This window comes from Paenibacillus monticola (assembly GCF_009664975.1).
GTDB lineage: Bacteria > Bacillota > Bacilli > Paenibacillales > Paenibacillaceae > Paenibacillus_AQ > Paenibacillus_AQ monticola.
This window is the reverse complement of sequence record NZ_WJXB01000003.1, coordinates 601108-626347: the sequence shown is the minus strand read 5'-3', so window position 1 is coordinate 626347 and position 25240 is coordinate 601108. Positions and strand designations below refer to the sequence as shown.

The window sequence follows — 25240 nt, the reverse complement described above, 5'->3', positions numbered from 1 at the left end:
GAGGAAAAGAAAGCGTAATCAACATTCACACTTTCCAAACAAAAAAGTACACCAAAGGTAAGACATTACAAGGAAAACGTAAAAATAGAAAACAAATGCCAAAGAGGGCCCATATCCTATCTTTTTGAAAGCGGTTTATACTAGGGCCAACACCAAGCAATGGTGAAAAACAAGGGGGAGGAAATAATACTCATGAAGAGATTCGGAAGAATGGGAGCAATGTTTGCACTTACCTTATCCATGGTGATGCTCGGGGCCTGCGGCAATAACAATACGGGGAATACGGCAACTACTGGCAATCAGGCAACGGAAGCTCCGGCGGTGGCAAATGCAGGGAATACGAAGGAGGCCAAAGATATTACCCTCGGCTTCTCGCAGGTCGGCGCAGAGAGTGGTTGGCGCAGCGCAAATACCAAATCGATTCAGGATTCCGCGAAGGAAACGGGCTATACGCTGAAATTCTCGGATGCGCAGCAGAAACAGGAGAATCAAATCAAGGCAATCCGTTCCTTCATTCAGCAAAAAGTTGACGTGATCGCGTTCTCGCCGGTCGTGGAATCCGGTTGGGATACAGTGCTTAAGGAAGCCAAGGATGCAGGAATTCCGGTGGTATTGACTGACCGTGCGGTAGATTCGAAGGACACTTCGTTATACATCACCTTCCTCGGCTCTGATTTCGTGGAAGAAGGACGTAAGGCGGGCCAATGGCTCTCCGACCAGTACAAAGACGCTTCTGAAGATATTAATATTGTAGAGCTTCAGGGAACTACAGGCTCCGCGCCAGCCAATGACCGTATGGAGGGCTTCGCCGAAGTGATCAAGACCAATCCACATCTCAAAGTAATTGCTTCGCAAACCGGCGATTTCACCCGGGCCAAAGGTAAGGAAGTCATGCAGGCTTTTCTGAAAGCGCATAAAGATATTGATGTTCTGTATGCACATAACGATGATATGGCGCTTGGTGCAATTCAGGCGATTGAAGCAGCTGGCCTGAAGCCTGGTGAGGATATCAAGATTATCTCCGTGGATGCCGTCAAAGACGGGATGCAGGCCGCCAGCGAAGGCAAAATCAACTTCATTGTCGAGTGCAATCCGATGCTCGGGCCACAGCTGATGGAGATTGTGCAGAATGTGGTGGATGGCAAATCGGTAGAGGCCCGAATTGTGACCGAAGAGTCTACATTCACCTCAGAACAGGCTAAGGAAGCTTTGCCAAGCCGTCCATATTAATCCGGTGAACTGACTTTTACAATGCCACTCCTTAAGGGCTATTCATGAAGCCCTGAGGAGTGGCTATTCTGGACAAAGAGGAGTGGATGACGAAATGAGTGCTCAGGAGCCCATACTGCAAATGACTAAGATTCATAAACGTTTTCCAGGTGTCAAGGCACTATGCGATGTGGATCTTCGCCTGTACCCGGGTGAGGTGCATGCCCTAATGGGTGAGAACGGTGCTGGCAAGTCAACCTTGATAAAGGTGCTGACCGGAGTATATTCGATTGATGAAGGCAAGGTGGAGATGGAGGGAATCTCCATTTCAATAAATAGCCCGCTGGAGTCGCAAGCAGCGGGAATCAGCACTGTGTATCAAGAGGTGAACCTATGTCCCAACCTGACGGTTGCGGAGAACATTTTTATTGGAAGAGAACCAAGAAGATTCGGGAGAATTCTATGGAAGGAAATGAATCGGCGCGCGGCGGAAATACTCAGTGAACGCTTGAATGTACAGATAGATGTCACAGAGCCGCTGCGCATGTATTCGGTGGCAGTGCAGCAGTTGGTCGCTATCGCTAGAGCGCTTGATATCTCGGCCAAGGTGTTGATTCTTGATGAACCGACATCTAGCCTTGATCAGAATGAGGTGCAGCAGCTCTTTCGAATTATGAGGAAGTTAAAGCAGGATGGATTGGCCATTTTATTTGTCACTCATTTTTTGGACCAGATGTATGAAATCTCTGACCGGGTGACCATTCTGCGGAATGGTGAATTTGTCGGTGAGTATATGGCCAAGGATTTATCGCGGCTGGATCTGGTGTTGAAAATGATTGGCAAGGAGCTTAGTCTGCTGGAGGATCTGCCAAGTCTGGCTGAAGATTATAAGGATTCCTTCGGTGAAGTTATGGTCAAGGCCGAAAACTTGAGCCGCAAAGGAGCTATCGAGCCGTTCGATCTGTCCATCCGCAAGGGAGAAGTGGTTGGGCTCGCGGGGCTGCTCGGTTCGGGGCGGACGGAAGCCGCGCGCCTGTTCTTTGGAGCCGACAAGCCGGATTCCGGTAAATTGATATTCCCGGGAGGTAGCGAAGGCGTTCATACCCCACGGGAGGCGATCAAACGACGGATTGCATTCTGCTCGGAGAACCGCAAGACGGAGGGGATTATTGGTGATCTGACCGTCAGGGAGAATATTATTCTGGCACTCCAGGCCAAGCAAGGGGTATTTCGGACCCTTTCTCGCAAACAGCAGGATGAGGTTGCGGTGGAGTATATACGGATGCTGAACATCAATCCTCCGAATCCCGATCATCTGATCAAGAATTTAAGCGGGGGCAATCAGCAAAAAGTTCTGCTGGCCAGATGGCTGCTTACCGCACCTCAGCTGTTCATTCTTGATGAGCCGACCCGGGGGATCGATATCGGAGCAAAAGCTGAAATCCAGAAGCTAGTGTTGTCACTGTCCCGGCAGGGAATGTCATTCCTGTTCATTTCCTCTGAACTAGAGGAGGTCCTGCGCGTAAGCGATCGAATTGTCGTCTTGCGTGACCACTGCAAGGTGAAGGAAATCTCGGATAAGGACATGAACCAGCAGAATATTATGCAGGCAATTGCGGGAGGCTGAAACGATAATGGGAAAAATATATAAGCATCATCTATTCTGGCCACTGAGCGTTCTGGCTGCACTGCTGCTATTCAATCTGTTCTACTCGCCGGATTTCTTCTCCATTACGATGCATGACGGGCATTTATACGGCAGCCTGATCGATATTCTAAACTTCGGTGCACCGCTTATACTGGTGGCAATCGGGATGACATTAGTTGTTGCTACCAAAGGCATTGACCTATCTGTTGGTTCCATTGTCGCCATCTCCGGGGCTATAGCCTGTTTGACCATCAGTAAAGGTGCAGACCAGAATGTCATGGGCCTGATCTTAACTTCTGTGCTAATTGCGGTGGGCTTGTCACTCTTTCTGGGTGCATGGAACGGTCTGTTGGTATCGGTAGGCGGCATTCAGCCCATTATCGCTACGCTGATTCTGATGGTTGCGGGACGCGGAATTGCCCAGTTGGTCACTGGTGGACAGATTATCACAGTTACCAGTGCTAAATACGCGTATTTGGGTTCTGGTTCACTGGCGACACTGCCGTTCTCTATTTTTGTAGTAGCTGCTGTTCTGGTCATCGCCCTGCTTCTGACCCGCAAAACTGCGCTAGGCTTATTTATCGAGTCGGTCGGCTGCAATCCGTCGGCCAGCCTGATGTCAGGCATCCGTGCGAATGGGGTCATTCTGTCGGTTTATGTATTCTGTGGCCTGTGCGCCGGCATCGCCGGACTGCTCCTGAGCTCCAATGTTTCCAGCGCTGATGGCAATAACGCGGGCCTTTGGTATGAGCTCGACGCAATCCTGGCCGTTGTCATTGGGGGTACCTCGCTGAACGGTGGACGCTTTTATCTCACGGGCACGGTCATTGGGGCACTAATAATCCAGACATTGACCACGACAATTTACATGATTGGTGTTCCTCCGGAAATCACGCTGGTTGTCAAAGCTTTTGTTGTCCTGGCAGTCTGCCTAATTCAATCGGATAGTTTCTGGGCCGTCTTCGCCAGCAGATGGAAGACACGGCATTATCCCGGAGAAAAGGAGGGTATCCATCATGTCTCTTAACCGTAAATATATTCCGATTGTCGTAACGATTCTATTGTTCATCATTATGTTCGTCGCTGGGTCCTTTCGGTATACAGGATTTTTCTCCTTGCAGGTGTTAATGAACCTGCTTATTGACAATGCATTTCTACTGATCACAGCTGTTGGCATGTCCTTTGTCATTCTATCGGGCGGCATTGATTTGTCCGTCGGCTCCATGATCGCACTATCCACCATGGTCTCCGCCAGTCTGGTGCAGCAGCATGGCTGGCCGCCCGTAGTCGTCATCCCATTGGTGCTCCTAATGGGGGCTGCCTTCGGAAGCGGAATGGGTGCCATTATTCACTATTTTAAAATTCAACCGTTCATTGTGACGCTGGCAGGAATGTTTATGGCCAGGGGCTTGTGTTATGTAATTAGTATCGATACGATAACGATAGATAATTCATTTTACACTGCGGTAGCCCAGACGAAGATCACGTTACCGGGTGGAAGCTTCATCTCGATCAGCGCTATCATTGCCTTAATCGTTGCAGCTGTCGCCATTTACACTGCTCACTATACCCGTTTCGGGCGAAATGTGTATGCGCTTGGGGGCAGCGAGCAGTCGTCCCTTCTTATGGGACTTCCAGTAGCGCGTACAAAGATTATGGTCTATACATTAAGCGGATTATGCTCCGCGCTTGCAGGTGTTGTCTTTACCTTCTATATGCTGTCAGGATATGGGCTTCATGCCGTTGGTTTTGAACTCGACACGATTGCTGCAGTAGTTATTGGGGGTACTTTACTGACCGGTGGCGTAGGTTATGTGCTCGGAACCTTCTTTGGCGTGCTGATTCAGGGTGTGATTCAAACCATTATCAGTTTTGAGGGTACTTTGAGCTCCTGGTGGACCAAAATCGTCATTGGCTTGCTGCTGTTCATCTTTATCCTTTTGCAGCGGGTGTTAAGTGCAAGGGGGTCGTCGTTGAAGCGATAATCCAGGAAAGGGAGGGTAATCATGAAACTGGCAAAATGGTGTCTGGTTTTGGTGCTGCTGCTCTTTTCCGGCTGCTCAGGCAGTGGGGAGAATGTACAGTCTTCGGCCCCTCCTGTCAATTACCCTGTAGAGACAGACCTCCAGCATCCGGTGGACCCTGCGGTCACAAAGCCGATTGTGCTGGGGTTCTCCCAGCTCGGTTCGGAGAGCACTTGGCGGGAGGCGAATACCTCTTCTATTAAGGAGGCGGCCGATGAAGCCGGCATCATCCTAATCATGAAGAACGCCGAACAAGATCAGAAGAAACAGTTCGACGCCATCCGTTCTTTTATCCGCAGCGATGTGGATATCATTGCGATTGCACCTGTGGTGCAGACCGGATGGAAACCGATCCTTCAAGAAATTAAGCAGGCTGGCATCCCCGTTATCATTCTGGACCGTTCCGTTAATGTGGAGGATAGCTCACTCTACATCACTTTCATCGGTTCTGATTTCTATGAAGAAGGAGTGAAGGCAGCCAAGTATATGATTGATAAAATGCGCCATCATCCCGGTGTGATCAACATCGCCGAGCTGCAAGGTACGGTGGGGTCGACCCCGTCGATTGACCGTGGGCTAGGTTTCCGGGAGACCATTCAAGGCAAAAGTAACTTCCGAATTACGCAGACAAAGCCCGCTGATTTCACCAAAAGCGGCGGCCGGGAGATTATGAGGGAGTTTCTGCGGCAGCCAAAGGAGAAGTGGCCTCAGGTACTATATTCCCACAATGATGATATGGCGATCGGTGCGGTAGAGGCGATTGAGGAGGCGGGTCTGAGACCCGGTACCGATGTGGTCATTATTTCCGTGGACGGAACACGGCGTGCCTTTGAGCAGATGGCCTCTGGAAATTTCAATGCTGTAGTCGAATGTAATCCATTACTTGGACCCTTGCTTATGCAGGCAACCAAAGAGATTATGTCCGGGCGGACCCTGCCTAAGCGGATGGTTCCACCCGAAGATATTTTTACACAGGAACTGGCGGCCATGGAGATAGAGAACCGTAAATACTAGGAATTGTCTATAAAGCCAACGGAACCCCAGCTCTATTGAATATTTCTTTTAATTTCTGCTCTTTCTGGGCACTCCAAAGGTTTGAAGGAGGAAGGCAAAAGGTGGGAATAGGAACCCCAGCCATTCGTATGGCTTCTTTTATGGACGGGATAAAAGGCTCATCCAGACTATATAAGGCAGGGATTTCAATGACCTTCCGATGATGCTCAAGCAGTTCTACTAAGTTGTTATTTTGAAAGCAGTTATATACTCCGAGAAGCAACTGTGGAGCAAAGTTGGCACTAGCTGCAATAGCTCCATCTCCCCCTGCTGCAAGTGTGGCTAATAAGTATTCATCAAAGCCGCAAAATACAGAGAATGCCGGATTTATTTCTTTTACCTGTAGAATCATCTGCCGAATATGACTTAGTTGATCTACCGTTTCCTTAATTCCGACTACGTTTGGGTAACGGGCTGCAAGTCGGCTGACAAAGGCGGGACTCAAATCCTGACCGGTTAAGGCCGGGAAGTTATATAGCATTAGTGGAATCTCCGTCGCTTCCAAAATGGAGGCGTAGTGCGAGAACAAGGTCTCCTCACTAAGCTTACTGTAGTATGGATTGATAACGACTACACCGGTGGCACCACTCTTGGCAGCATGCCCAGTAAGACGAATGGCTTCAGGGGTATTGTTACTGCCGGTTCCAATCCAGACGGGGAGACGTCCGTTAGTATAATCAATACAGAACTCTGCAATATCCTCCCGTTCCTTCGCGCTAAACTGGCTGAATTCCCCGGCTGTCCCCAAGAAGAAGAGACCGTGAACTCCCTTGTTTATTAAGCTATCTATTAAAATCTTCATTCCATTGCGATCAAAATGCCCGTTCTGATCCAGAATGGTGGGTACAGGGGGGATGACACCTGCATTTGCATGAATAAGATTCATTTTATTTTTGTCTCCTAGTTTGATATTATAAACATAAGATTATTATAATGAACTGGAAGCGCTTTATCAATGTATTTTAGAGAGGAGGATGAAGATTTGGATCGAAAATATTGGGTGCCTGCTCTAGAGAGGGCCGATTTGATTCTCAAGGCGATCTCTAAGCAACCGGGTGAACATAAAATGACAGAGCTATGTGATGAAACAGGTATTAATAAAAGTTCGATGTTTTCTCTGCTGCGCACGATGGAAGCCTTGGAATGGGTTAGTAAGGATAAAAAGGAAGCCTACTCACTTGGCGTGGGAGTCGCTTATTATAATACGGTTTTCAATGAGTCTCATAAGCAAAACTTTAATCTGGTGGAGCATTTTCTAAAGACTTCTGCTGAAAGCGTGAAGACCATTAGCGAGACCTTCCAGTTATCCATTCTTGACCGGAGCGATATTGTATATCTAGCCAAACAGGAAGGCCCTTCCCTGGTGAAATTGGAGTCCAGCCCAGGTATGCGATTCCCGGCACATGCGACAGCCATGGGCAAGATGATGCTGGCATGGCTTCCGTTGGAAGAGATCGAAAGACGTTACCCCAATAGAATATTATCCCAAGTGACCTCACGTACGATTACAGATTGGAATGAATTCATGGCAAAATTGGCTTCTATTCGTAATGATGGGTATGCGATGGATCTGGAAGAGGTCATTCAAGGGATCTGCTGTGTTGCAGCACCGATCCTAGATGCCGCAGGAAATGTTGTTGCAGCGGTGAGTACCTCTATGCTGCAACATGCTTATATCGATAAACAGGCGAGTGCGATTCAGGAAGTTGTTAGGCTTGCAGAGAAATTGTCTTTATCTTAACGAAGAGAGAAGGGTTTAGAGTGGAAATCAATTTGCATGAGATTATGCGGGAGGATTCGGAGAAATCCTCCCCAATTCATACTGCTGCGGCTGGTCCCTCAGGCGTACTCCCCATAACAGGTGAAATGCTACGCAATGCACCGAGTGGCGAATTATTTGGCATGTCTCAAAATACGGGAATGGGTTGGGACCCAAACTTATTAAATCAACGTCAATATCTCATCTTAGGCACTATGGGTGGGATACGGCGTGAAGACGGTACTCCACTTGCGCTTGGTTATCATACAGGACACTGGGAAATTGGACTGATGATGGAAGAAATCGCTGCGGAAATCACCGAGAAACAAGGAATTCCGTTTGCGGGTTATGTCAGTGATCCCTGCGATGGCCGCTCCCAGGGAACAACAGGCATGTTCGATTCCCTTCCTTATAGGAATGATGCGGCAATTGTGATGCGCCGATTAATACGTTCACTGCCAACGCGTAAGGGAGTGTTAGGTGTAGCCACATGTGATAAAGGGCTGCCTGCAATGATGCTTGCTCTAGCTGGCATGCATGATCTTCCGGGGATTATTGTGCCTGGCGGAGTATCGCTTCCGCCGATTCATGGAGAGGATGCCGGTAAGATCCAAAGTATAGGCGCAAGATACAGCAATGGCGACCTTTCCTTGGAAGAGGCAGCTGATTTGGGATGTCGTGCTTGTGCTACTCCTGGCGGGGGATGTCAATTCTTGGGAACCGCCGCGACGGCTCAAGTGATTGCTGAGGCGTTAGGGATGTCGGTTCCTCATTCTGCGCTAGCCCCTTCAGGACAACCTGTATGGAAGAATATGGGCCGTCAATCTGCTCGCGCCCTTCTGCATATGGATCATAGTGGAATAGTGATGAGAGATATCCTTACGGACCAAGCGATAGCTAATGCAATGGCAGTTCATGCAGCGTTTGGAGGTTCTACGAATCTGCTGCTTCATTTGCCTGCTATTGCCCATGCCGCAGGCCTGCATATTCCAACGGTTGAAGATTGGAATGAGGTGAACCGTAAAGTTCCTCGTCTGGTAAGTGTGCTTCCCAATGGACCTATCCCGCATACGACGGTTCGTGTTTTTCTGGCGGGTGGAGTTCCTGAAGTTATGCTGCATCTACGGCGGCTGGGACTCATTGATGATTCTGTCCTAACAGTAACAGGGAGGACATTAGGCGAAAACCTTGACTGGTGGGAGACTTCCCAGAGACGAATCGATATGCGCAATAGATTGAGAGAGGCTGATGGTGTAGATCCGGATTCCGTCATTATGAGTCCTCAGGAGGCCAAACGTCAGGGAATGGCTTCTACGATGACTTTTCCTACCGGCAATCTTGCTCCGGAAGGCGCAGTCATTAAATCGGCAGCTATTGATCCGACTGTATTGACTAGTGAAGGCATATATCGGCATGTGGGCAGAGTTAAAGTGTTTACTGCAGAGAAGGATGCGATCCGCAGTATTAAGGATGGGTTAATTCATGCCGGAGATATTCTGGCCATCATTGGCCGCGGACCTAGTGGAACGGGCATGGAAGAGACTTATCAATTGACTTCTGCACTAAAACATTTGCCCTTTGGCAAGCAGGTTACACTGATCACGGATGCTCGCTTCTCCGGTGTATCTACGGGTGCCTGCATAGGACATATTGGTCCAGAAGCGCTGGTTGGAGGACCTCTTGGCAGACTGAGAGATAACGATTGGGTCGAAGTCATTGTAGACACGATTAAGCTTGAAGGCAGTGTTAATCTGGTTGGTGAGGGTGAACAACCTCAATCGCAGGAAGAAGGGGCGAGAATTCTGGCTTACCGGACCCCGCATCCATTCCTTGCAGTTGATCCAGGATTGCCTGACGATACTAGACTGTGGGCAGCTCTGCAAGCAGTCAGTGGCGGAACCTGGCAAGGCTGTGTCTATGATACTGATCGAATTATTGCCGCACTTGAAGCAGGGCAGAAAGCATTGGGGTGGAAATAATGAGCAGAAATGTAATTCGGAATCCTATTCTGCGCGGTTTTCATCCGGACCCGTCTATTTGTAGAGTCGGAGAAGATTATTATATTGCTACCTCTACCTTCGAGTGGTTTCCGGGAGTGCGAATTCATCATTCACGTGATCTAGTGAACTGGAGACTTCTCACCCATGTGCTGACCCGTAAATCACAATTGAACATGGAGGGCAATCCGGATTCCGGCGGAGTCTGGGCTCCTTGTCTTAGCTATGACGAAGGGATTTTTTATCTTATCTATACCGACGTCAAGAGCAGACAGGGGGCGTTCAAGGATACACCCAATTATGTCGTAACCTCAGCTAATATAGAAGGTCCTTGGTCTGATCCTGTCTATCTGAACAGCAGCGGATTTGATCCCTCTCTGTTTCATGAGGCTAACGGGCGTAAATGGTTGGTCAATATGCTGTGGGATCACCGGAGCAACAACAACAGCTTTGCTGGAATTGTTCTGCAGGAGTACTCCGCTCCGCTGAAACAGCTGATTGGCCCAGTATTGCCCATTTATAAAGGCACAGCGCTTGGCTTGACGGAAGGTCCTCATATGTACCAAAAAGACGGTTGGTATTACCTTATAACTGCTGAGGGAGGTACGCAGTATAACCATGCTGTGACCGTAGCGCGGTCACGGCAAATTGAAGGGCCCTATGAAACTGCCCCTAATCATCCGCTGTTAACTTCTGCCGGTAATCCCGGGTTGGAGCTGCAAAAGGCCGGGCATGCCAGCTTGGTTCATACCCATACGGATGAATGGTATTTGGTTCACTTGTGCGGCCGTCCAGTGAAGGATAAATACTGCAATCTGGGAAGAGAGACAGCGATTCAGCGTTGTATTTTTACGGAGAATGAATGGTTGAGTCTGCAAAATGGAGATAACTATCCTTCCAGCACCGTTGAAGGACCGGATATTCCAGAGCAGCCCTTTCCTGCGCCTCCCGAGAGAGATGATTTTGACTCACCACAACTTAATGTCCGCTGGAGTACTTTACGTGTTCCTGCTGATGAATCATGGCTCTCCTTAACAGAGCGGCCTGGTTATTTGCGACTTAGAGGAAGAGAGTCCATGAGTTCCCTGCATCGCCAGAGCCTGGTTGCCTTGACCCAACAAGCTTTTTGTTGCACTGCTGAAACTCTGCTTGAGTTCGAACCGGAGCATTTTCAGCAGATGGCCGGGTTGATCCTATATTATGATACGAAGGATTACGTTTATTTACGGATTACTCATGATGAAGAACTAGGCAAGTGTTTGGGGATTATTCGATCTAAGGACGGAGTATATGAAGATTCTTTATGTGCGCAAATTCCCCTGCCATCCCATGTAAGCTGCCGACTAAAGATTGTGCTCAATCGGGAATTCGCCCAGTTTTATTACAGTATAGGTGATCAAAGTTGGGAGAAGATGGGGCAGAGCCTGGATATTTATCATTTATCCGATGACTTCCCAGCTTATATCAGGTTTACCGGTACTTTTATCGGGATGTGTGTTCAGGATTTAAGCGGGGCATTTGTGACAGCAGATTTTGATTATTTTGAATATAAGGAACTTCCAGAGTAAAGAAACTCACTACAAGATATTGGTGACCATAGCTATGCAAAAAAACCGGGAGATCGACCCATCCCGGTCTTTCATTATGTTATCCCCTGTCTATTCGTATATCTGACTTTAGCTTGATTTGGGTAAATATTAGCTTGATTTGACAATGTTCTCTGATGCTAACCACATGTTAGGATGAACAAGAAGATTTGAAGTAAGGAAGTTATGCACTGAATGAACAAGGAGGAGCATTTACCATGAAAGAAGCAAAGGGTCAGAAATATAAGTCGAGTGATAGTGGTTATAATGCCTGGTTAAGTTATCCTGTGCTGCCGCACGGGAGTCTATATGATCAATATGTGAAATGGTGCGGGACTGTAAAGGTTACTGAAGAGAACGAAACGATTCAAGCTGCACTTCAGGAATGGCGACAAGGTATTGAATCCATGCTGGATATAAAGGTGTCGTCTGAATCGGAGGGGCTGTGTATTGCCATCGGCACCTTCCAGGGCGGCAATGCTGTGATCCGCAGCGTGTTTGCTGAGGATACAATCGCAAAAGTTGGGTCTGAGGGGTTTGCCATTCGTACCCGTGCGGAAGCGGGTTGCATCGCCATTGGAGGTTCAACACCTGCCGGTGTGCTACACGGTGTGTTTCACCTGCTGCGCCTGATAGGCAGCTTAAGCCCCATTGAGCAGCTTGACGAGGTGGTCAATCCGGTGAATGGGCTGCGCATGATCAATCATTGGGATAATGTTGACGGCAGTGTGGAGCGGGGATATGCAGGAAGATCTTTTTTCTATGAAAACAACCGCATTGTGGACGATCTGGAGAGAATCCGCGATTATGCGAGGCTGATGTCTTCTGCTGGGATCAACGCGATCTCTATCAATAACGTAAACGTGCATGAATGGGAAACGCTGTTTATTTCGCCAGCCTACCTGCCCGACGTTTCAAGAATTGCTGGTGTATTCAGGGTATATGGCATCCGGTTGTTCCTGAGCGTTAACTTTGCCGGCCCGATGCATGAAGGAGAATTGGAAACGGCTGACCCGCTAGACCCGGGAGTACGCCAGTGGTGGAAGAATAAAGCGGCTGAAATTTATGAAGCCATTCCCGATTTTGGCGGATTTGTGGTCAAGGCCGATTCGGAGAACCGCCCAGGTCCGTTCACCTATGGCCGGGACCATGCCGATGGTGCCAACATGCTGGCTGAAGCGCTTGAATCGTTCGGCGGAATCGTGATCTGGCGCTGCTTTGTGTACAACTGCAAGCAGGACTGGCGCGACCGCAAGACAGATCGGGCCAGAGCGGCCTACGATCATTTTAAACCGCTCGACGGGAAATTTAATGACAACGTGATCCTGCAGATCAAGAACGGTCCGATGGATTTTCAGGTCAGAGAACCTGTATCGCCGCTGTTCGGGGCGCTTGAGCGAACCAATCAGGTGATTGAATTTCAGATTGCCCAGGAATATACCGGACAGCAGCGCCATGTCTGTTATCTGGTCCCCCAATGGAAAGAGGTTATGGAATTCAATACCCATGCCAAAGGAGAGACTTCACTGGTAAAACATATCGTGGACGGATCGCTGTGGGGTAACCGTTACAGCGGGATTGCGGCCGTTTCCAATGTGGGCAATAACAAGAATTGGACCGGCCATCTGCTGGCCCAGGCGAATCTATATGGATTCGGGCGCTTAGCCTGGAACCCGGACCTGTCAGCGGAAGAAATCGCCAGCGAATGGATTTCCTTGACGTTTGGCACAGATCCGGTGGTATCAGGTACAATTAGTCGGATCTTGCTTGATTCATGGAATATTTACGAATCCTATACAGCACCGCTCGGTGTTGGCTGGATGATCAATCCCGAGCATCATTACGGACCGAATGTTGACGGCTACGAATATTCACAGTGGGGGACCTATCATTACGCCGATCACCAAGGCATTGGGGTAGACCGGACTGTTCAGACCGGCACAGGCTACAGTGCCCAGTATATAGGCAGCAATGCCGAACATTATGATTCTCTAGAGGATTGCCCCGATGAATTATTGCTCTTCTTCCACCATGTTCCGTATACCCATGTTCTTCATTCTGGTAAAACTGTGATTCAACATATCTATGACGCTCACTTCGAAGGTGCGGAGCGTGCGGCAGAGCTGTTGACAATGTGGAGCGGCTTGAAAGAAAGGCTCACTGAAGATCTTTACGTGCAGGTCGAAGACCGTCTGCAGGAGCAGGCTGGGCATGCCAAGGAATGGCGCGATCAGATCAATTCGTACTTTTACCGGAAGAGCGGGATTGAAGACATCAACATGCGGAGCATATACTGAGGGGGGAGAATAGACATGAACATGGATTCTCAAGTCACCATAAACGATAAGCTTCCTTTGACTATGAAAGCAGCGGTTATGTCCGAACCCGGAAGTATTGAAATTAAGGAACTGCCAGTGCCAAAGCCTGGTCATAACGAGGTGCTCGTGCAAGTAATGGCCGTTGGCGTGTGCGGCTCAGATCTGCATTATTATGAGCATGGTCGGATTGGAAGATTCGTAGTGGAACAGCCCATTATTCTTGGACATGAATGTGCCGGATTTATTGTTGCCGCAGGAGACAAGGTTACAAAAGTAGCCATAGGAGATCGCGTTGCGGTTGAACCGGGAGTGACCTGTGGACATTGCAGCGCTTGTAAAGCTGGAAAGTATAATCTGTGTCCCGATGTTAAGTTCCTCGCGACACCTCCTGTAGACGGAGCCTTCGTACAGTATCTGGCGATTCGTGAGGATATGGTGTTTAAGATCCCCGATCACCTGTCTTTTGAAGAAGCGGCTTTAATTGAGCCCTTCTCGGTGGGCATCCATGCGGCCAAACGCAGCCGACTGCAAGCAGGAGAAACGGTGGCGATTATGGGTATGGGTCCTGTCGGACTCATGGCGGTCGCAGCAGCTAAAGCTTATGGTGCCGCCCGGATTATTGTTACTGATCTTGAAGAAGTCAGGCTGCGAGCCGCTTTACGGCTTGGTGCCACTAATGCCATAAATATCAAGAAAGAAGACGCATTAATAACCATTAAGCAACTGACGGATGGTGTAGGTGTAGATGTGGCCTGGGAGACTGCCGGCAATCCGATGGCGCTGCAAACGGCCCTTTATTCCCTGCGCCGCGGGGGCAGACTGGCTATTGTAGGTCTGCCTGCACAAGATGAGATTCCGCTCAATGTGCCTTTTATAGCAGATAGCGAAATAGACATCTATGGGATATTCCGTTATGCTAATACCTACCTGCAGGGCATTGAATTTCTGGCATCGGGCAATCTGGATGCAGCATCGCTCATTACAGATCGTTATCCGCTGGCAGAGACCCGCGAAGCGCTGGAACGTGCCATCCATAATAAAAGTGGCAGTCTGAAGGTTATTGTATATCCTAATGAATAGGCCGGAGGGTATGATACTCACCTTCGGGCGAATTATAGAGCAATTAACGGCAGGAATCCATACGCTAGACCGAACTGTGGACAAGCTGGAGCCAGGGTGCATGGAGACAGAGGTACAAGGAATCGTTACGGCCTTCTCCGCTTCACAGTATGTCATAGAACAGGCTGTCGCGCTTGGCGCCAACCTGATCGTCACGCATGAAGGAGTTTTTTTCAGCCACCAGGATAACCGGGAGGGGCTGGAGAATGACCCGGTATATAAGCAAAAAGCTGAACTGATCGCAAGCTCAAGAGTTGGAATTTACCGTTTTCATGATTACTTGCACCGTTACACACCGGATGGGGTCATGAAAGGGCTACTCCGCGAGCTTGAATGGGAGAAATATGTTACCCAGCATCAGCCTCATGTCTCCATTTTGACTATTCCAACTATGGAGGTTCGAGAGGTTGCCGAATATCTGAAACGACAGCTGCAAATTTCCTACGTGCGCGTAGCGGGAAAGCTCTCCACTTCATGCTGCAGAGTAGGAATCTTGGTTGGTTACAGAGGAAGCGGCGCCACGGCTATTCCCTTATTGGAACAGGAATCCTTGGATTTAATCATAGCCGGAGAAGGTCCGGAGTGGGAGACTCCAGAGTATATAAGAGACGCTGTCCATCAAGGGCGCAATAAAGCCTTAATTATGTTAGGTCATGCCGAGAGCGAAGCGCCGGGTATGAACTATCTGGCCGATCTGCTCTCGCTGCAATTTCCGGAATTGCCGATCCACTTTGTTAAGGATGAACCCGTCTATCAAATTGTATAAAATAAAGAAACCTCTTTTGAAGCAGAAGGACGGAGGAACAACCTGTTCACTCTAGATCCGCTTGCTGACAAAGAGGTTTGTTTGCAAATAGTCAATCAGGTTCATTTTGCAGATTGCTCTCAGGGTCATTTATATCCTATAGTTGAACTCTAGAAATTATTGAGGCCAATTCATTGTAAGGGGGTGCAGAATATGAATCAAAAAAGGTTTGTGTTTAGCAGAAGTGTGACCTTTAAATGGATCGTCTCGTATTCCGTGATTATGCTTATCCCGCTTATTGTTAGCGCTATCATATATCTGCAAACCAAACAAATCGTCGAATATGAAATTGAGCGGGCAGGGAATGCGATGCTCAAACAAATGCAAAATACGATTGACAGTGAAATCAATCAGGCCGAAAAGATGGCTATGCAATTGTCCATTCATAGTGATGTGAATAAATACTTGAACCTGACTCCCGCGGAGGAGAAAACGCAATCTTTTCAGATTTATGAAACCCGCCAGGAGTTAAGCAAATATAAAGCGACTAATGACTTTATCAATGGAATCTATCTGTATTCGAGCAGTCTGGACAAAATTCTAACGGATGAGACGTATACGGACAGTCAAACTTTTTATGAGATTTACCAGCAGATGATCGGGATGCCCTATGCAGATTGGCTGTCTCTATTGAAGAATGAGAATGCTGGGGGCAACGGATTAGTACCAATTATTGAATTTAAACGCTGGGATACAAACGTTGTCTTAATGAAGCCCTTCTCAAGTGCCGGAGGAGAACATTCATTGAGGGGAACATTGATGCTTCCGCTGAACGGCAGCAAAATTCAGAATATGCTGAAAAATGTGGATTGGGTCAATAATGGCGATGTGTATATTGTGGATAGGAATAATCAAATTCTGTTCCAGAACAACAGCTTAGCCAACCTTCAGACCGTGCCTTACACCGAAACAGGAGATAAGCGAGCAGGCACTTCTTTCCTGAACATCGCCGGAACCGAAAACATGGTCTCTTTTATCGATTCGGATACAACAAATTGGAAATATATAAGCGTATTTCCTTCAAGTGTGTTTTGGGAAAAAGCACGAGAAATACGCAATCTGAATCTGATCGGGCTGCTTCTCTGCTTTTTGGTCGGAGGCGCGATTATTTATTATTTTGCCCGTAAGAACTATAACCCTGTTCGCGAATTAGTGAATATGTTCTCCGGTGCCAAAGATGAGCAAACCCAGAGGGTGCTGGATGAGTTCTCCTTCATTAGGGAGAGTGCGTTGGCCACCATTCGGGAAAGAGATGATATTAACAACCGGCAATTTAGGCAGCTTCGCGTGCTGCAAACTTATTATTTAGCCCGTTTACTCAAAGGACAGGTTGAAGAGGGAATGTCGATGGAGGAAACGGCAAAGCTGCATCACTTCGACTGGGACTCGGAGAATTTCGCTGTGCTGCTGTTCTACATCCAGGGGGAGGGAGAAGGCAGCCCTTCAACAAATCTTTCTAATTTTATCGTATCCAATATCATCATGGATTTCACCGGTGAGCATCATGGCTTAAGCTTTACAGAAATGGACGGCATGCTGGCGGCAGTGAAGAATATTAGTAGCGAACGTTCCGCCAACTGGAAAGAGGATATTGAAGAAGCGCTTGCCAAAACGCTGGAGTTCATTGACCGGAAATATGGTCTGCAGATTGTTATGGCTGGCAGCGAGCTTCATATGGGTCTAAACAGCTTGCATCAAGGATATCTTCAGGCGCTGGAGGCTCAGGAATATCGGCTGGTGCTGGAAGAAAATATGTCTATTTGGTATGGAGAGATTGAACCGCAGGAAACCGGTTATTATCTGTCCATCAATGATGAAGTCGTATTTATAAACCTGATTAGAAGCGGGGAGTTCGATAAAGCCTCAGCGATGGTGGATGCCATCTTGGAACAGTTCTTTGGTTCGCAGGTTTCCATTGATCTTGTGAGGTATGCCATGATTGATTTGACCAGTTCTATTATGAAAGCTGTCCCTCAAGAGACCCAGCGCTCGAAGTTATGGGAAGAATGGCGTCCAATGAAACGTTTATTAGTCTGCTCGACACGCGGGGAATTCCGGCAAGAGCTAATGGAGCTTACGAGAATGGCCTGCAGCAAGGCTAATGAGAAGCTAGCTCTGATGTCCAATACCGGAATTGGGGAAGAGGTATCGGTGTATGTGAAAGACAAGTATGCGGATATGAATCTCAGTGTTTCCATGATTGGAGCCCATTTTGGTATTACTCCCCAGTATGTCTCCAGATTGTTTAAGGAACAGATCGGGCAAGGACTGCATGATTATATTAGTCAGATTCGCACCACTGAGGCCAAGATTCTGCTGCAAGAGGGAGTCACCATTGAGGAAATTTCGTCCCGAGTGGGCTTCTCCAGCAGCAGTGCATTTATTCGAGTATTTAAAAAGTATGAAGGAATCACACCGGGGCGATTTAAGAATCTACAATAAATGAACAGGATACGCATTTCACGAAAAGGAGGATAGGAGTAAGAAATGCCTATCCTCTTTTTGCGTTTTTAGCAATGGATTTTGCATATTGAATATTGTTTGTAGAGATAGATCAGCTTACATTGTAGAAGCATTAAGTCGCCAAATCACATTAAACGGAGGTCGTAATATTGATGAAATTATTCAGAAATCCAAAAGCTAACAAATCGGTTGCCCTTCTATTAGGTCTCACCCTGCTGCTAGCCGCATGCAGCAATTCAAACAATAACAATAATGAAAGCGCTTCTAACACTCCTTCCAATGAAACGCCTGCTGCAGATTTCTCTTATCCTATGACTGGTGGCACAGAGTTAACTTTTATGAACGAACAGTTGGGAGGGACTCCGGAAAGCTTGCCTATTGATGATGAATATGCGAAGCGAACGGGTATTAAAATTAAGCAATTAGGTGGAACACCCATGGCTGATCAGAAATTCAGTCTGATGTTGGCTTCGGGTGAACTGCCAGATATTTTTCTGAACACTTGGCTGCAGTACCCGGGAGGTCCGGATAAAGCCGTAGAACAAGGGTACATTTTGAAGCTTAATGACCTGATTGATCAATATGCTCCTAACCTGAAAAAAGCACTTCAGGAGCATCCCGAAATTGATAAAATGATCAAAACCGATGACGGCACCTATTATGCCTTTCCATTCATTCGCTCCGAAGCTGGACGAGTCTATGGGGGACCCATCATTCGTAAAGACTGGCTGGATGAGCTGAAGTTGGGTATTCCAGAAACAATTGATGAATGGCATACGGTGTTAACCGCTTTTAAAGAAAAGAAGAATGCCAGTGCACCTGTAACGTTCCGTACGATGTTCCTGGGAGAACGAACCGGAGGATTTGCCGGGGCCTTTGGTGTGATGGGGAATTTCTATATCAATGATGGGAAAGTGGTTTATGGCTATCTGGAGCCTGGATATAAGGACTATCTGAAGACGATGAGCCAGTGGTATAAAGAAGGGCTAATTGACAAGGATTTTGCTTCGATTGATGCGGCAACGGTAGATAAGAAAATGACCTCGAAAGTAAGCGGGGCAACGATTGGCTGGCAGTTCTATATCGAGAAGTACAATTCAGCCGCCCAGGAAACCGATCCGAACGCCAATTTTGTAGCGGCTCCTTATCCTGCTGCTGTCAAAGGTGAGCTTCCTGAGTTCGGCCAACTGGATAATGCTTATGCCGGCACGAGCTCAGCAGCCATATCTGCCAATACCAAAAATGTGGAAGCAGCGATGCGCTGGCTGGACTACGCCTATACCGAGGAAGGCAGCATGCTGAATACGTTTGGCTTCGAAGGGACTACTTACAATCTGGAGAACGGCAAACCCGTCTATACCGATCTGGTAGTTAACAATCCCGAAGGACTCGGCAGTGATCAGGTCATGATGAAATACGCACACGGAACCAACTTCCCTATGATTCAGCAGGACAACAATCTGCCGGCCAAATTTCCGCAAACCGCAGAGTCTATAGGTATTTGGAAAAAAACCAATCACGAAAGCCATCTGCTGCCGCCAGTTACCCCGACGGCCGAGGAAGCTGACGAAATGAGCAGTATTATGAATGACATTAACGCGCTTGTCAAAGAGACCGAACTCAAAATCATTCTGGGTACTGAATCTGTTGATAATTACGATAAGTATGTTCAGCAAATGAAAGATATGGGGATTGAGCGGGCACTGGAAATTCAGCAAGCCGCTTACGAGCGTTACATGAAACGGTAGAAACATTCAGCAGGGGCCGCTGTAAATAACAAATCATAGGGGGCCCCCGCTATAAGTATTGCAGCAAAGGAGAGAGAGTTATGCTGAAGACCAGATTGGGGAAAGATTTACTGCGCAATAAATGGCTGTATCTGATGATTCTTCCAGTGCTAGTTTACTATGTGATGTTCCACTATGTTCCTTTGTACGGTACGATTATCGCCTTCAAGCAATTTGTTCCAGCCAAAGGAATTTGGGGTAGCGACTGGGTTGGCTTCAAGCATTTTGAGCAGTTTTTCTCCAGCATTTACTTTTTTCGCGTCATCAAGAATACGCTTCTTATGAGCTTTTTCAACTTGCTGTTCGGGTTTCCCGCACCCATCATCCTGGCATTGTTGCTGAATGAATTAAAGAGTCCGCGCTTCCGGCGAATTACACAGACGATCACCTATATGCCCCATTTTATTACGTTAGTTGTTGTAGCAGGGATCATTAGGTATTTTACCTTATCCGATGGTTTGATTAACGATGTGATTGCCTTTTTTGGTGGCGCCCGGATCTCTTTCCTGCAGCAGCCCGAGTCCTTTCGCCCCATTTATATAATCAGTGAAATTTGGCAGCAAATTGGCTGGGGAACCATCATCTATCTGGCGGCCATATCCGGAGTTGACCAGCAGCAATATGAGGCGGCCAAAATTGACGGAGCCACGAAGTTGCAGCAGATTCGCCACGTTACCCTGCCGGGTATTCTGCCAACCATTATGATTATGCTGATCTTAGCGCTGGGCAATATAATGAATGTTGGCTTCGAAAAAATCATTCTCTTATATAGTGCCAGTATCTACGAGACGGCGGACGTCATCTCTACTTATGTTTACCGAAAAGGGATTCTGGAGTTCAATTATAGCTACAGTGCGGCAGTCGGTTTGTTTAACTCCGTCATCAACTTCAGTATTTTGCTCTTGGCCAACTATTTTAGTAAACGAGTAAGTAAAAACAGTCTTTGGTAAGGAGGTTACTAACATGATTAGAACATCACGCGGGGAACGTATCTTTGATTTCTTTAATGCTGTTATTATGGTGCTCCTAATTATTCTGACACTCTATCCATTGCTCTATATTCTGTTCTCTTCTTTAAGTGAGGGGAACCGCTTGATTTCATTTAATGGCATATTACTATGGCCGCAAGGCTTTTCCTTGGAAGGATACAAGGCAGTCCTTAACAATCCCACGATTCTATCAGGTTTTAGGAATACCCTCTTTATATTAGTGGTTGGACTCGTGATCAACATGACGTTGACCTCTTTTGGGGCCTATTTTCTTTCACGAGATGGAGTGCTTTTACGGAAACCCATCATGTTCTTTATCGTGTTCACGATGTTTTTTCAGGGAGGACTGGTTCCCTTCTATCTGATTGTGAAATCCTATGGGTTGCTAGACTCCTTATGGGCACTTATTCTACCTACAGCGATTAGTACATTTAATTTAATTATTATGCGAACTTATTTTATGGCTATTCCGAAGGAAATAGAGGAGTCCGCCTTTTTAGACGGTGCCGGCCATTTCACCATCCTGTTCCGGATATTTATTCCGCTATCTATGCCAGTTGTCGCCGTGTTGATTCTCTATTATGGTGTGGGTCATTGGAATAGCTGGTTTAATGCCATGATCTTTCTGCAGAACCAAGACCTCTACCCAATACAACTGGTGGTCAGGAACATTATTCTTGAGAACGACAATGCCAGTATGCTTGGAACCACAACCCTAGTTCAGAGCCGTGATGTTGCGGAGACGTTAAAATATGCGGCAATCATTGTGACTACGGCCCCCATCCTGATGCTATATCCATTCCTGCAGAAATATTTTGTAAAAGGAGTTATGGTGGGAGCTTTAAAAGGGTAAATGATTACGCTGAAATCTACACACGAGAGGAGGCTTATCTATGAGTATCAAAAGAAAATTCAACGGAGGCTGGCATTTCAGCAAACAGCCGCTTGATTCGGTGCTGGTGGAGGTAGCCGCTGGTACCGAATGGATGCCGGTTAGTCTGCCTCACGATTGGCTGATCTACAATACTCATGCGCTCTATGAAACTGGAGAAGGCTGGTACCGCAAAATCCTCAGCTTGGATAAAGTGCCTGCCGATAGCCGCATGTCTCTGCGCTTTGAAGGCGTCTATATGAATTCGACGCTGTACGTCAACGGACACGTGGCAGGCGAATGGAAATATGGATACTCCACCTTTGAATTTGATATTACGCCCTATCTGACAGAGGGCGATAATATGATATATATGCGCGTCATCCATGAAGCACCTAATTCCCGCTGGTACTCGGGCGCAGGCATCTATCGCTCCGTGTGGCTGAAGACAACTCCGCAGACACATATCGCTCCGGACGGTATTTACATTTCGGCGAAGCATACGGTCGGCGATGTCTGGACAGTGGATGTGGAATGTGAGCTGCAGGTGGAACAAGATGTTATGAATACTGGACAGCTGAAGCTCCGTCATACCATTTTGGATTCGGGCGGAGAGGTAATCGCGCGAGAGGAAACTGTTCTTCTTGTGTTGGACAGTAGTGATCTGACCACGCATGCCCACTGTCGTCTGACCGTGGAACGGCCATTGCTCTGGGATATCGGCAATCCCAGTCTCTATACTCTGAAGACTGAACTGCTGGTTCAGGATGAGGTTATAGAGGAGGAATGCCAAAGCTTCGGATTCCGTACGATGGAATTGGACAGCCAGAGAGGTTTCTTCCTGAACGGACGCCACGTCAAGATTTACGGTGTGTGCCAGCATCATGATCTTGGTTGTCTTGGTGCTACAGTCAACAAAACTGCATTGCGGCGGCAGTTCACACTGCTGCAGGAGATGGGTGTGAACGCCATCCGCACCGCTCATAATATGCCTGCTGTTGAACTGATGGAGCTGGCGGACGAGATGGGCGTGCTTATCGTCTCGGAAGCCTTTGACATGTGGGAGCGGAAAAAGACTCCCTATGACTACGCTCGCTTCTTTCCAGAGTGGTGGAAGCAGGATGTTGCCAGCTGGGTGCGGCGGGACCGCAACCGCCCGAGCCTCCTGATGTGGAGTATCGGCAATGAAATTTACGACACCCACGCCGATGTCCGCGGTCAGGAGCTCACAAGACAATTGCGGGATGAAGTACTGGCTCATGATCCCTGGGGCAATGCGTTCGTCACCATTGGTTCGAACTATATGCCTTGGGACAATGCGCAGAAATGTGCCGATATTGTCAAGGTAGCCGGCTACAATTATGGCGAGAAATATTATGATCTGCACCATCAGGAGCACCCGGATTGGATCATCTACGGCAGCGAAACCTGTTCCACAGTACAGAGCCGAGGTGTCTACCATTTCCCTCTGGCCCAGTCGGTGCTGGCCGACGACGATCAGCAGTGCTCCTCCCTAGGAAACAGCTCCACCAGCTGGGGGGCCAAAAGCACGGAAAGCTGTATCACGGCAGACCGTGATGCCACCTATTCCCTTGGACAATTTTTGTGGACCGGCTTCGATTATATAGGGGAACCTACTCCTTATTTCACCAAAAACTCTTATTTCGGGCAATTGGACACGGCAGGTTTTCCCAAGGACTCCTATTACATCTACCAAGCGGAATGGACGGATTACAGAAGTCATCCGATGATCCACATCTTCCCTTATTGGGACTTCTCGGAGGGGCAACTCATTGATGTTCGGGTCTGTTCGAATGCCCCCCGGATTGAGCTGTTCTTCAATGAAATATCCCAAGGCAGCTATGACATCGACCATATCCACGGCCACAAGTTGTTGGGAGAATGGCAACTGCTTTATTCTCAGGGCGTTCTCCGTGCCGTGGCCTATGATGATCAGGGTCATGTGATCGCCACGGACCAGCAATCCTCTTTTGGTAATGCGGCCTCTATGATCTTAACTTCCGACAAGCGGGAAATCGTGGCCGATGGCGAAGATCTGATCTTTGTAAGTATCACGGCAGCCGATGTGGAAGGACAACCCGTGCAAAATGCGAACCATCGGGTTCGCCTGAGCGTAGAGGGTCCCGGACGGCTGGTCGGCTTGGATAATGGTGACAGCACCGATTATGATCCCTACAAAGGGATAAGCCGCCGGTTGTTCAGCGGCAAGCTGCTCGCTGTTATTGCCAGCACCAGCGAGACCGGAACCATTACCCTGCGCGCTTCTTCGCCAGAAATGGCTCTTGCTGAGCTTATGCTGCAGTCCGTCGCAGCGGAGCCCGGCACTGGCACAGAGGATGCCGAGTTGTACCTTTATGCCGACTGTCCTTTGGAGACCAGGGAAGAGCCTCAGGAAATCCAGAGCCGGATAGACGATGAAATTCCTGTGCGGAAGCTGGAAATCATCTGCCCTGCGGGCAATCTCCTGACTCAGGATCACCCCTCTCTATCGGTCCACGTTAAACTCCATCCGAGTAATGCTACCTGCCAGGATGTAGAGTGGCGTATTACCAATGCCAGGGGGATTGATACCAATATAGCTTCTATTCAGGCAGAGGGTCAGGAAGCCGTCATTACCGCTGTGGGGGATGGGGATGTATATATTCGCTGCGGGACTACTAACGGGGCTGAGGGAATTCGGCTCTACTCGCAAATGGAATTTAAGCTCACTGGCCTTGGGGTTGCCTATCTGAATCCTTATGAGTTTGTCTCCGCTGGCTATCACAGCAGCGCCAGCCAGAATCTGACTAATGGCAACGAACGGGGAGTCGCTACGGCGCGGGAAGGCGAGAGCCGGATCTGTTTCGAACGCATTGATTTCGGCGACTATGGAGGTGATGAAATCATCCTCCCCATTTTCTCCCTGGACGATGAGCAATTCCCGATTGAAATTTGGGAAGGTATTCCCGGAGAGACGGGCGCCGAGCAGCTGTCCGTAGTCACCTACCAGAAATCGTCACGCTGGAATGTATATCAAGAGGAAACCTACAAACTACCCAAACGCTTGACGGGCGTCACTTCGCTAACTTTTATCTTGCGACGGAAGATTCACTTGAAGGGCATCCAGTTTATCCAAAAGCGCAAAGCTTACGAGCGCCTGGGAGCTCTGGAGAACAGCCGGATTTACGGGGACACCTTCACCGATACGGAGACAGCCATCGAAGGTATTGGCAACAATGTCTCGCTTATTTTTGAGGGGATGGACTTCGGAGAAGAGGAATGTTCTCGGCTTGTCATCTGCGGACGTTCTTCACTGGAGAACAATACGCTTCATCTCTTGTATAGTGGTCCAGAGGGTGAATCCAAGCAACTTGTTGAGTTTGCTGGAACAGGTAGTTACGTGGAGCGTGAATTTGTCCTGGAACCAGTAAGTGGCAAACAGACGGTAACCTTTTTGTTCCTGCCTGGCAGTCAGTTCGACTTTCAGTGGTTTCAGTTCCGGCCGGCTGCTGATGTGAACAGTTAATGACGGTACACAATCAAGTTTAGCCTGTAGATAGAGCCATATCTTAATTGATATGGGCTCTTTTTTTAGTTAATGATTACTATACA

General features: G+C 48.1%; 17 protein-coding genes. 16 read left to right on the top strand and 1 reads right to left on the bottom strand.

The genetic code is table 11. The features are described from left to right. Nucleotides 1–192 precede the first annotated feature (192 nt). The 5 genes from GJB61_RS11945 to GJB61_RS11925 all read left to right on the top strand — a co-directional run bounded on the left by GJB61_RS11945 (nucleotide 193) and on the right by GJB61_RS11925 (nucleotide 5895). The gene (locus GJB61_RS11945; RefSeq protein ID WP_154118713.1) at nucleotides 193–1230 is read left to right on the top strand and encodes an ABC transporter substrate-binding protein; all 1038 of its coding nucleotides are present in this window, start codon (nucleotides 193–195) and stop codon (nucleotides 1228–1230) included. Between the two features lie 94 nt (nucleotides 1231–1324). Beyond that, nucleotides 1325–2836, top strand: a complete 1512-nt coding sequence (locus GJB61_RS11940; protein WP_154118712.1) for a sugar ABC transporter ATP-binding protein — start codon at nucleotides 1325–1327, stop codon at nucleotides 2834–2836. Nucleotides 2837–2843: 7 nt separating this feature from the next. After that, nucleotides 2844–3884, top strand: a complete 1041-nt coding sequence (locus GJB61_RS11935; RefSeq protein WP_154118711.1) for an ABC transporter permease — start codon at nucleotides 2844–2846, stop codon at nucleotides 3882–3884. Further along, a complete protein-coding gene (gene yjfF, locus GJB61_RS11930) occupies nucleotides 3874–4842 on the top strand; it encodes a galactofuranose ABC transporter, permease protein YjfF (protein WP_154118710.1) in 969 nt (322 codons plus the stop codon). Before GJB61_RS11935 ends, yjfF begins: the two co-directional genes overlap by 11 nt. Nucleotides 4843–4863: 21 nt before the next feature. Further along, nucleotides 4864–5895, top strand: a complete 1032-nt coding sequence (locus GJB61_RS11925) for an ABC transporter substrate-binding protein (RefSeq protein ID WP_154118709.1) — start codon at nucleotides 4864–4866, stop codon at nucleotides 5893–5895. Nucleotides 5896–5902: 7 nt separating this feature from the next. Here the strand turns inward: GJB61_RS11925 and GJB61_RS11920 are convergent, their stop codons facing one another. Continuing rightward, the gene (locus GJB61_RS11920) at nucleotides 5903–6820 is read right to left on the bottom strand and encodes a dihydrodipicolinate synthase family protein (RefSeq protein ID WP_154118708.1); all 918 of its coding nucleotides are present in this window, start codon (nucleotides 6818–6820) and stop codon (nucleotides 5903–5905) included. Nucleotides 6821–6916: 96 nt separating this feature from the next. On the opposite strand from GJB61_RS11920, the gene GJB61_RS11915 reads away from it, so the two are divergent. The 11 genes from GJB61_RS11915 to GJB61_RS11865 all read left to right on the top strand — a co-directional run bounded on the left by GJB61_RS11915 (nucleotide 6917) and on the right by GJB61_RS11865 (nucleotide 25154). Further along, a complete protein-coding gene (locus tag GJB61_RS11915) occupies nucleotides 6917–7675 on the top strand; it encodes an IclR family transcriptional regulator (RefSeq protein ID WP_195724308.1) in 759 nt (252 codons plus the stop codon). Nucleotides 7676–7719: 44 nt separating this feature from the next. Further along, nucleotides 7720–9672 (top strand): YjhG/YagF family D-xylonate dehydratase, encoded by a 1953-nt coding sequence (locus GJB61_RS11910; protein ID WP_154118872.1) that lies wholly within the window; start codon nucleotides 7720–7722, stop codon nucleotides 9670–9672. After that, nucleotides 9672–11258, top strand: coding sequence for a glycoside hydrolase family 43 protein (locus tag GJB61_RS11905; RefSeq protein WP_154118706.1), 1587 nt, complete (start codon nucleotides 9672–9674; stop codon nucleotides 11256–11258). Before GJB61_RS11910 ends, GJB61_RS11905 begins: the two co-directional genes overlap by 1 nt. A gap of 236 nt (nucleotides 11259–11494) precedes the next feature. Next, the gene (locus GJB61_RS11900) at nucleotides 11495–13573 is read left to right on the top strand and encodes an alpha-glucuronidase family glycosyl hydrolase (RefSeq protein ID WP_154118705.1); all 2079 of its coding nucleotides are present in this window, start codon (nucleotides 11495–11497) and stop codon (nucleotides 13571–13573) included. Between the two features lie 15 nt (nucleotides 13574–13588). Beyond that, nucleotides 13589–14674 (top strand): NAD(P)-dependent alcohol dehydrogenase, encoded by a 1086-nt coding sequence (locus GJB61_RS11895; RefSeq protein WP_276568317.1) that lies wholly within the window; start codon nucleotides 13589–13591, stop codon nucleotides 14672–14674. A gap of 10 nt (nucleotides 14675–14684) precedes the next feature. Further along, the gene (locus tag GJB61_RS11890; protein WP_154118704.1) at nucleotides 14685–15479 is read left to right on the top strand and encodes a Nif3-like dinuclear metal center hexameric protein; all 795 of its coding nucleotides are present in this window, start codon (nucleotides 14685–14687) and stop codon (nucleotides 15477–15479) included. 192 nt (nucleotides 15480–15671) lie between these two features. Further along, on the top strand, nucleotides 15672–17960 hold the full coding sequence (locus tag GJB61_RS11885; RefSeq protein ID WP_154118703.1) for an AraC family transcriptional regulator: 2289 nt from the start codon (nucleotides 15672–15674) through the stop codon (nucleotides 17958–17960). Between the two features lie 173 nt (nucleotides 17961–18133). Beyond that, nucleotides 18134–19729: an extracellular solute-binding protein gene (locus GJB61_RS11880; protein WP_154118702.1), complete on the top strand. Its 1596-nt coding sequence runs from the start codon at nucleotides 18134–18136 to the stop codon at nucleotides 19727–19729. An 80-nt stretch (nucleotides 19730–19809) separates the two neighbouring features. Then, on the top strand, nucleotides 19810–20718 hold the full coding sequence (locus GJB61_RS11875; protein ID WP_154118701.1) for an ABC transporter permease: 909 nt from the start codon (nucleotides 19810–19812) through the stop codon (nucleotides 20716–20718). 13 nt (nucleotides 20719–20731) lie between these two features. After that, nucleotides 20732–21610 (top strand): carbohydrate ABC transporter permease, encoded by an 879-nt coding sequence (locus tag GJB61_RS11870; protein ID WP_154118700.1) that lies wholly within the window; start codon nucleotides 20732–20734, stop codon nucleotides 21608–21610. 40 nt (nucleotides 21611–21650) lie between these two features. After that, nucleotides 21651–25154: a glycoside hydrolase family 2 TIM barrel-domain containing protein gene (locus tag GJB61_RS11865; protein WP_154118699.1), complete on the top strand. Its 3504-nt coding sequence runs from the start codon at nucleotides 21651–21653 to the stop codon at nucleotides 25152–25154. Nucleotides 25155–25240: the final 86 nt, after the last annotated feature.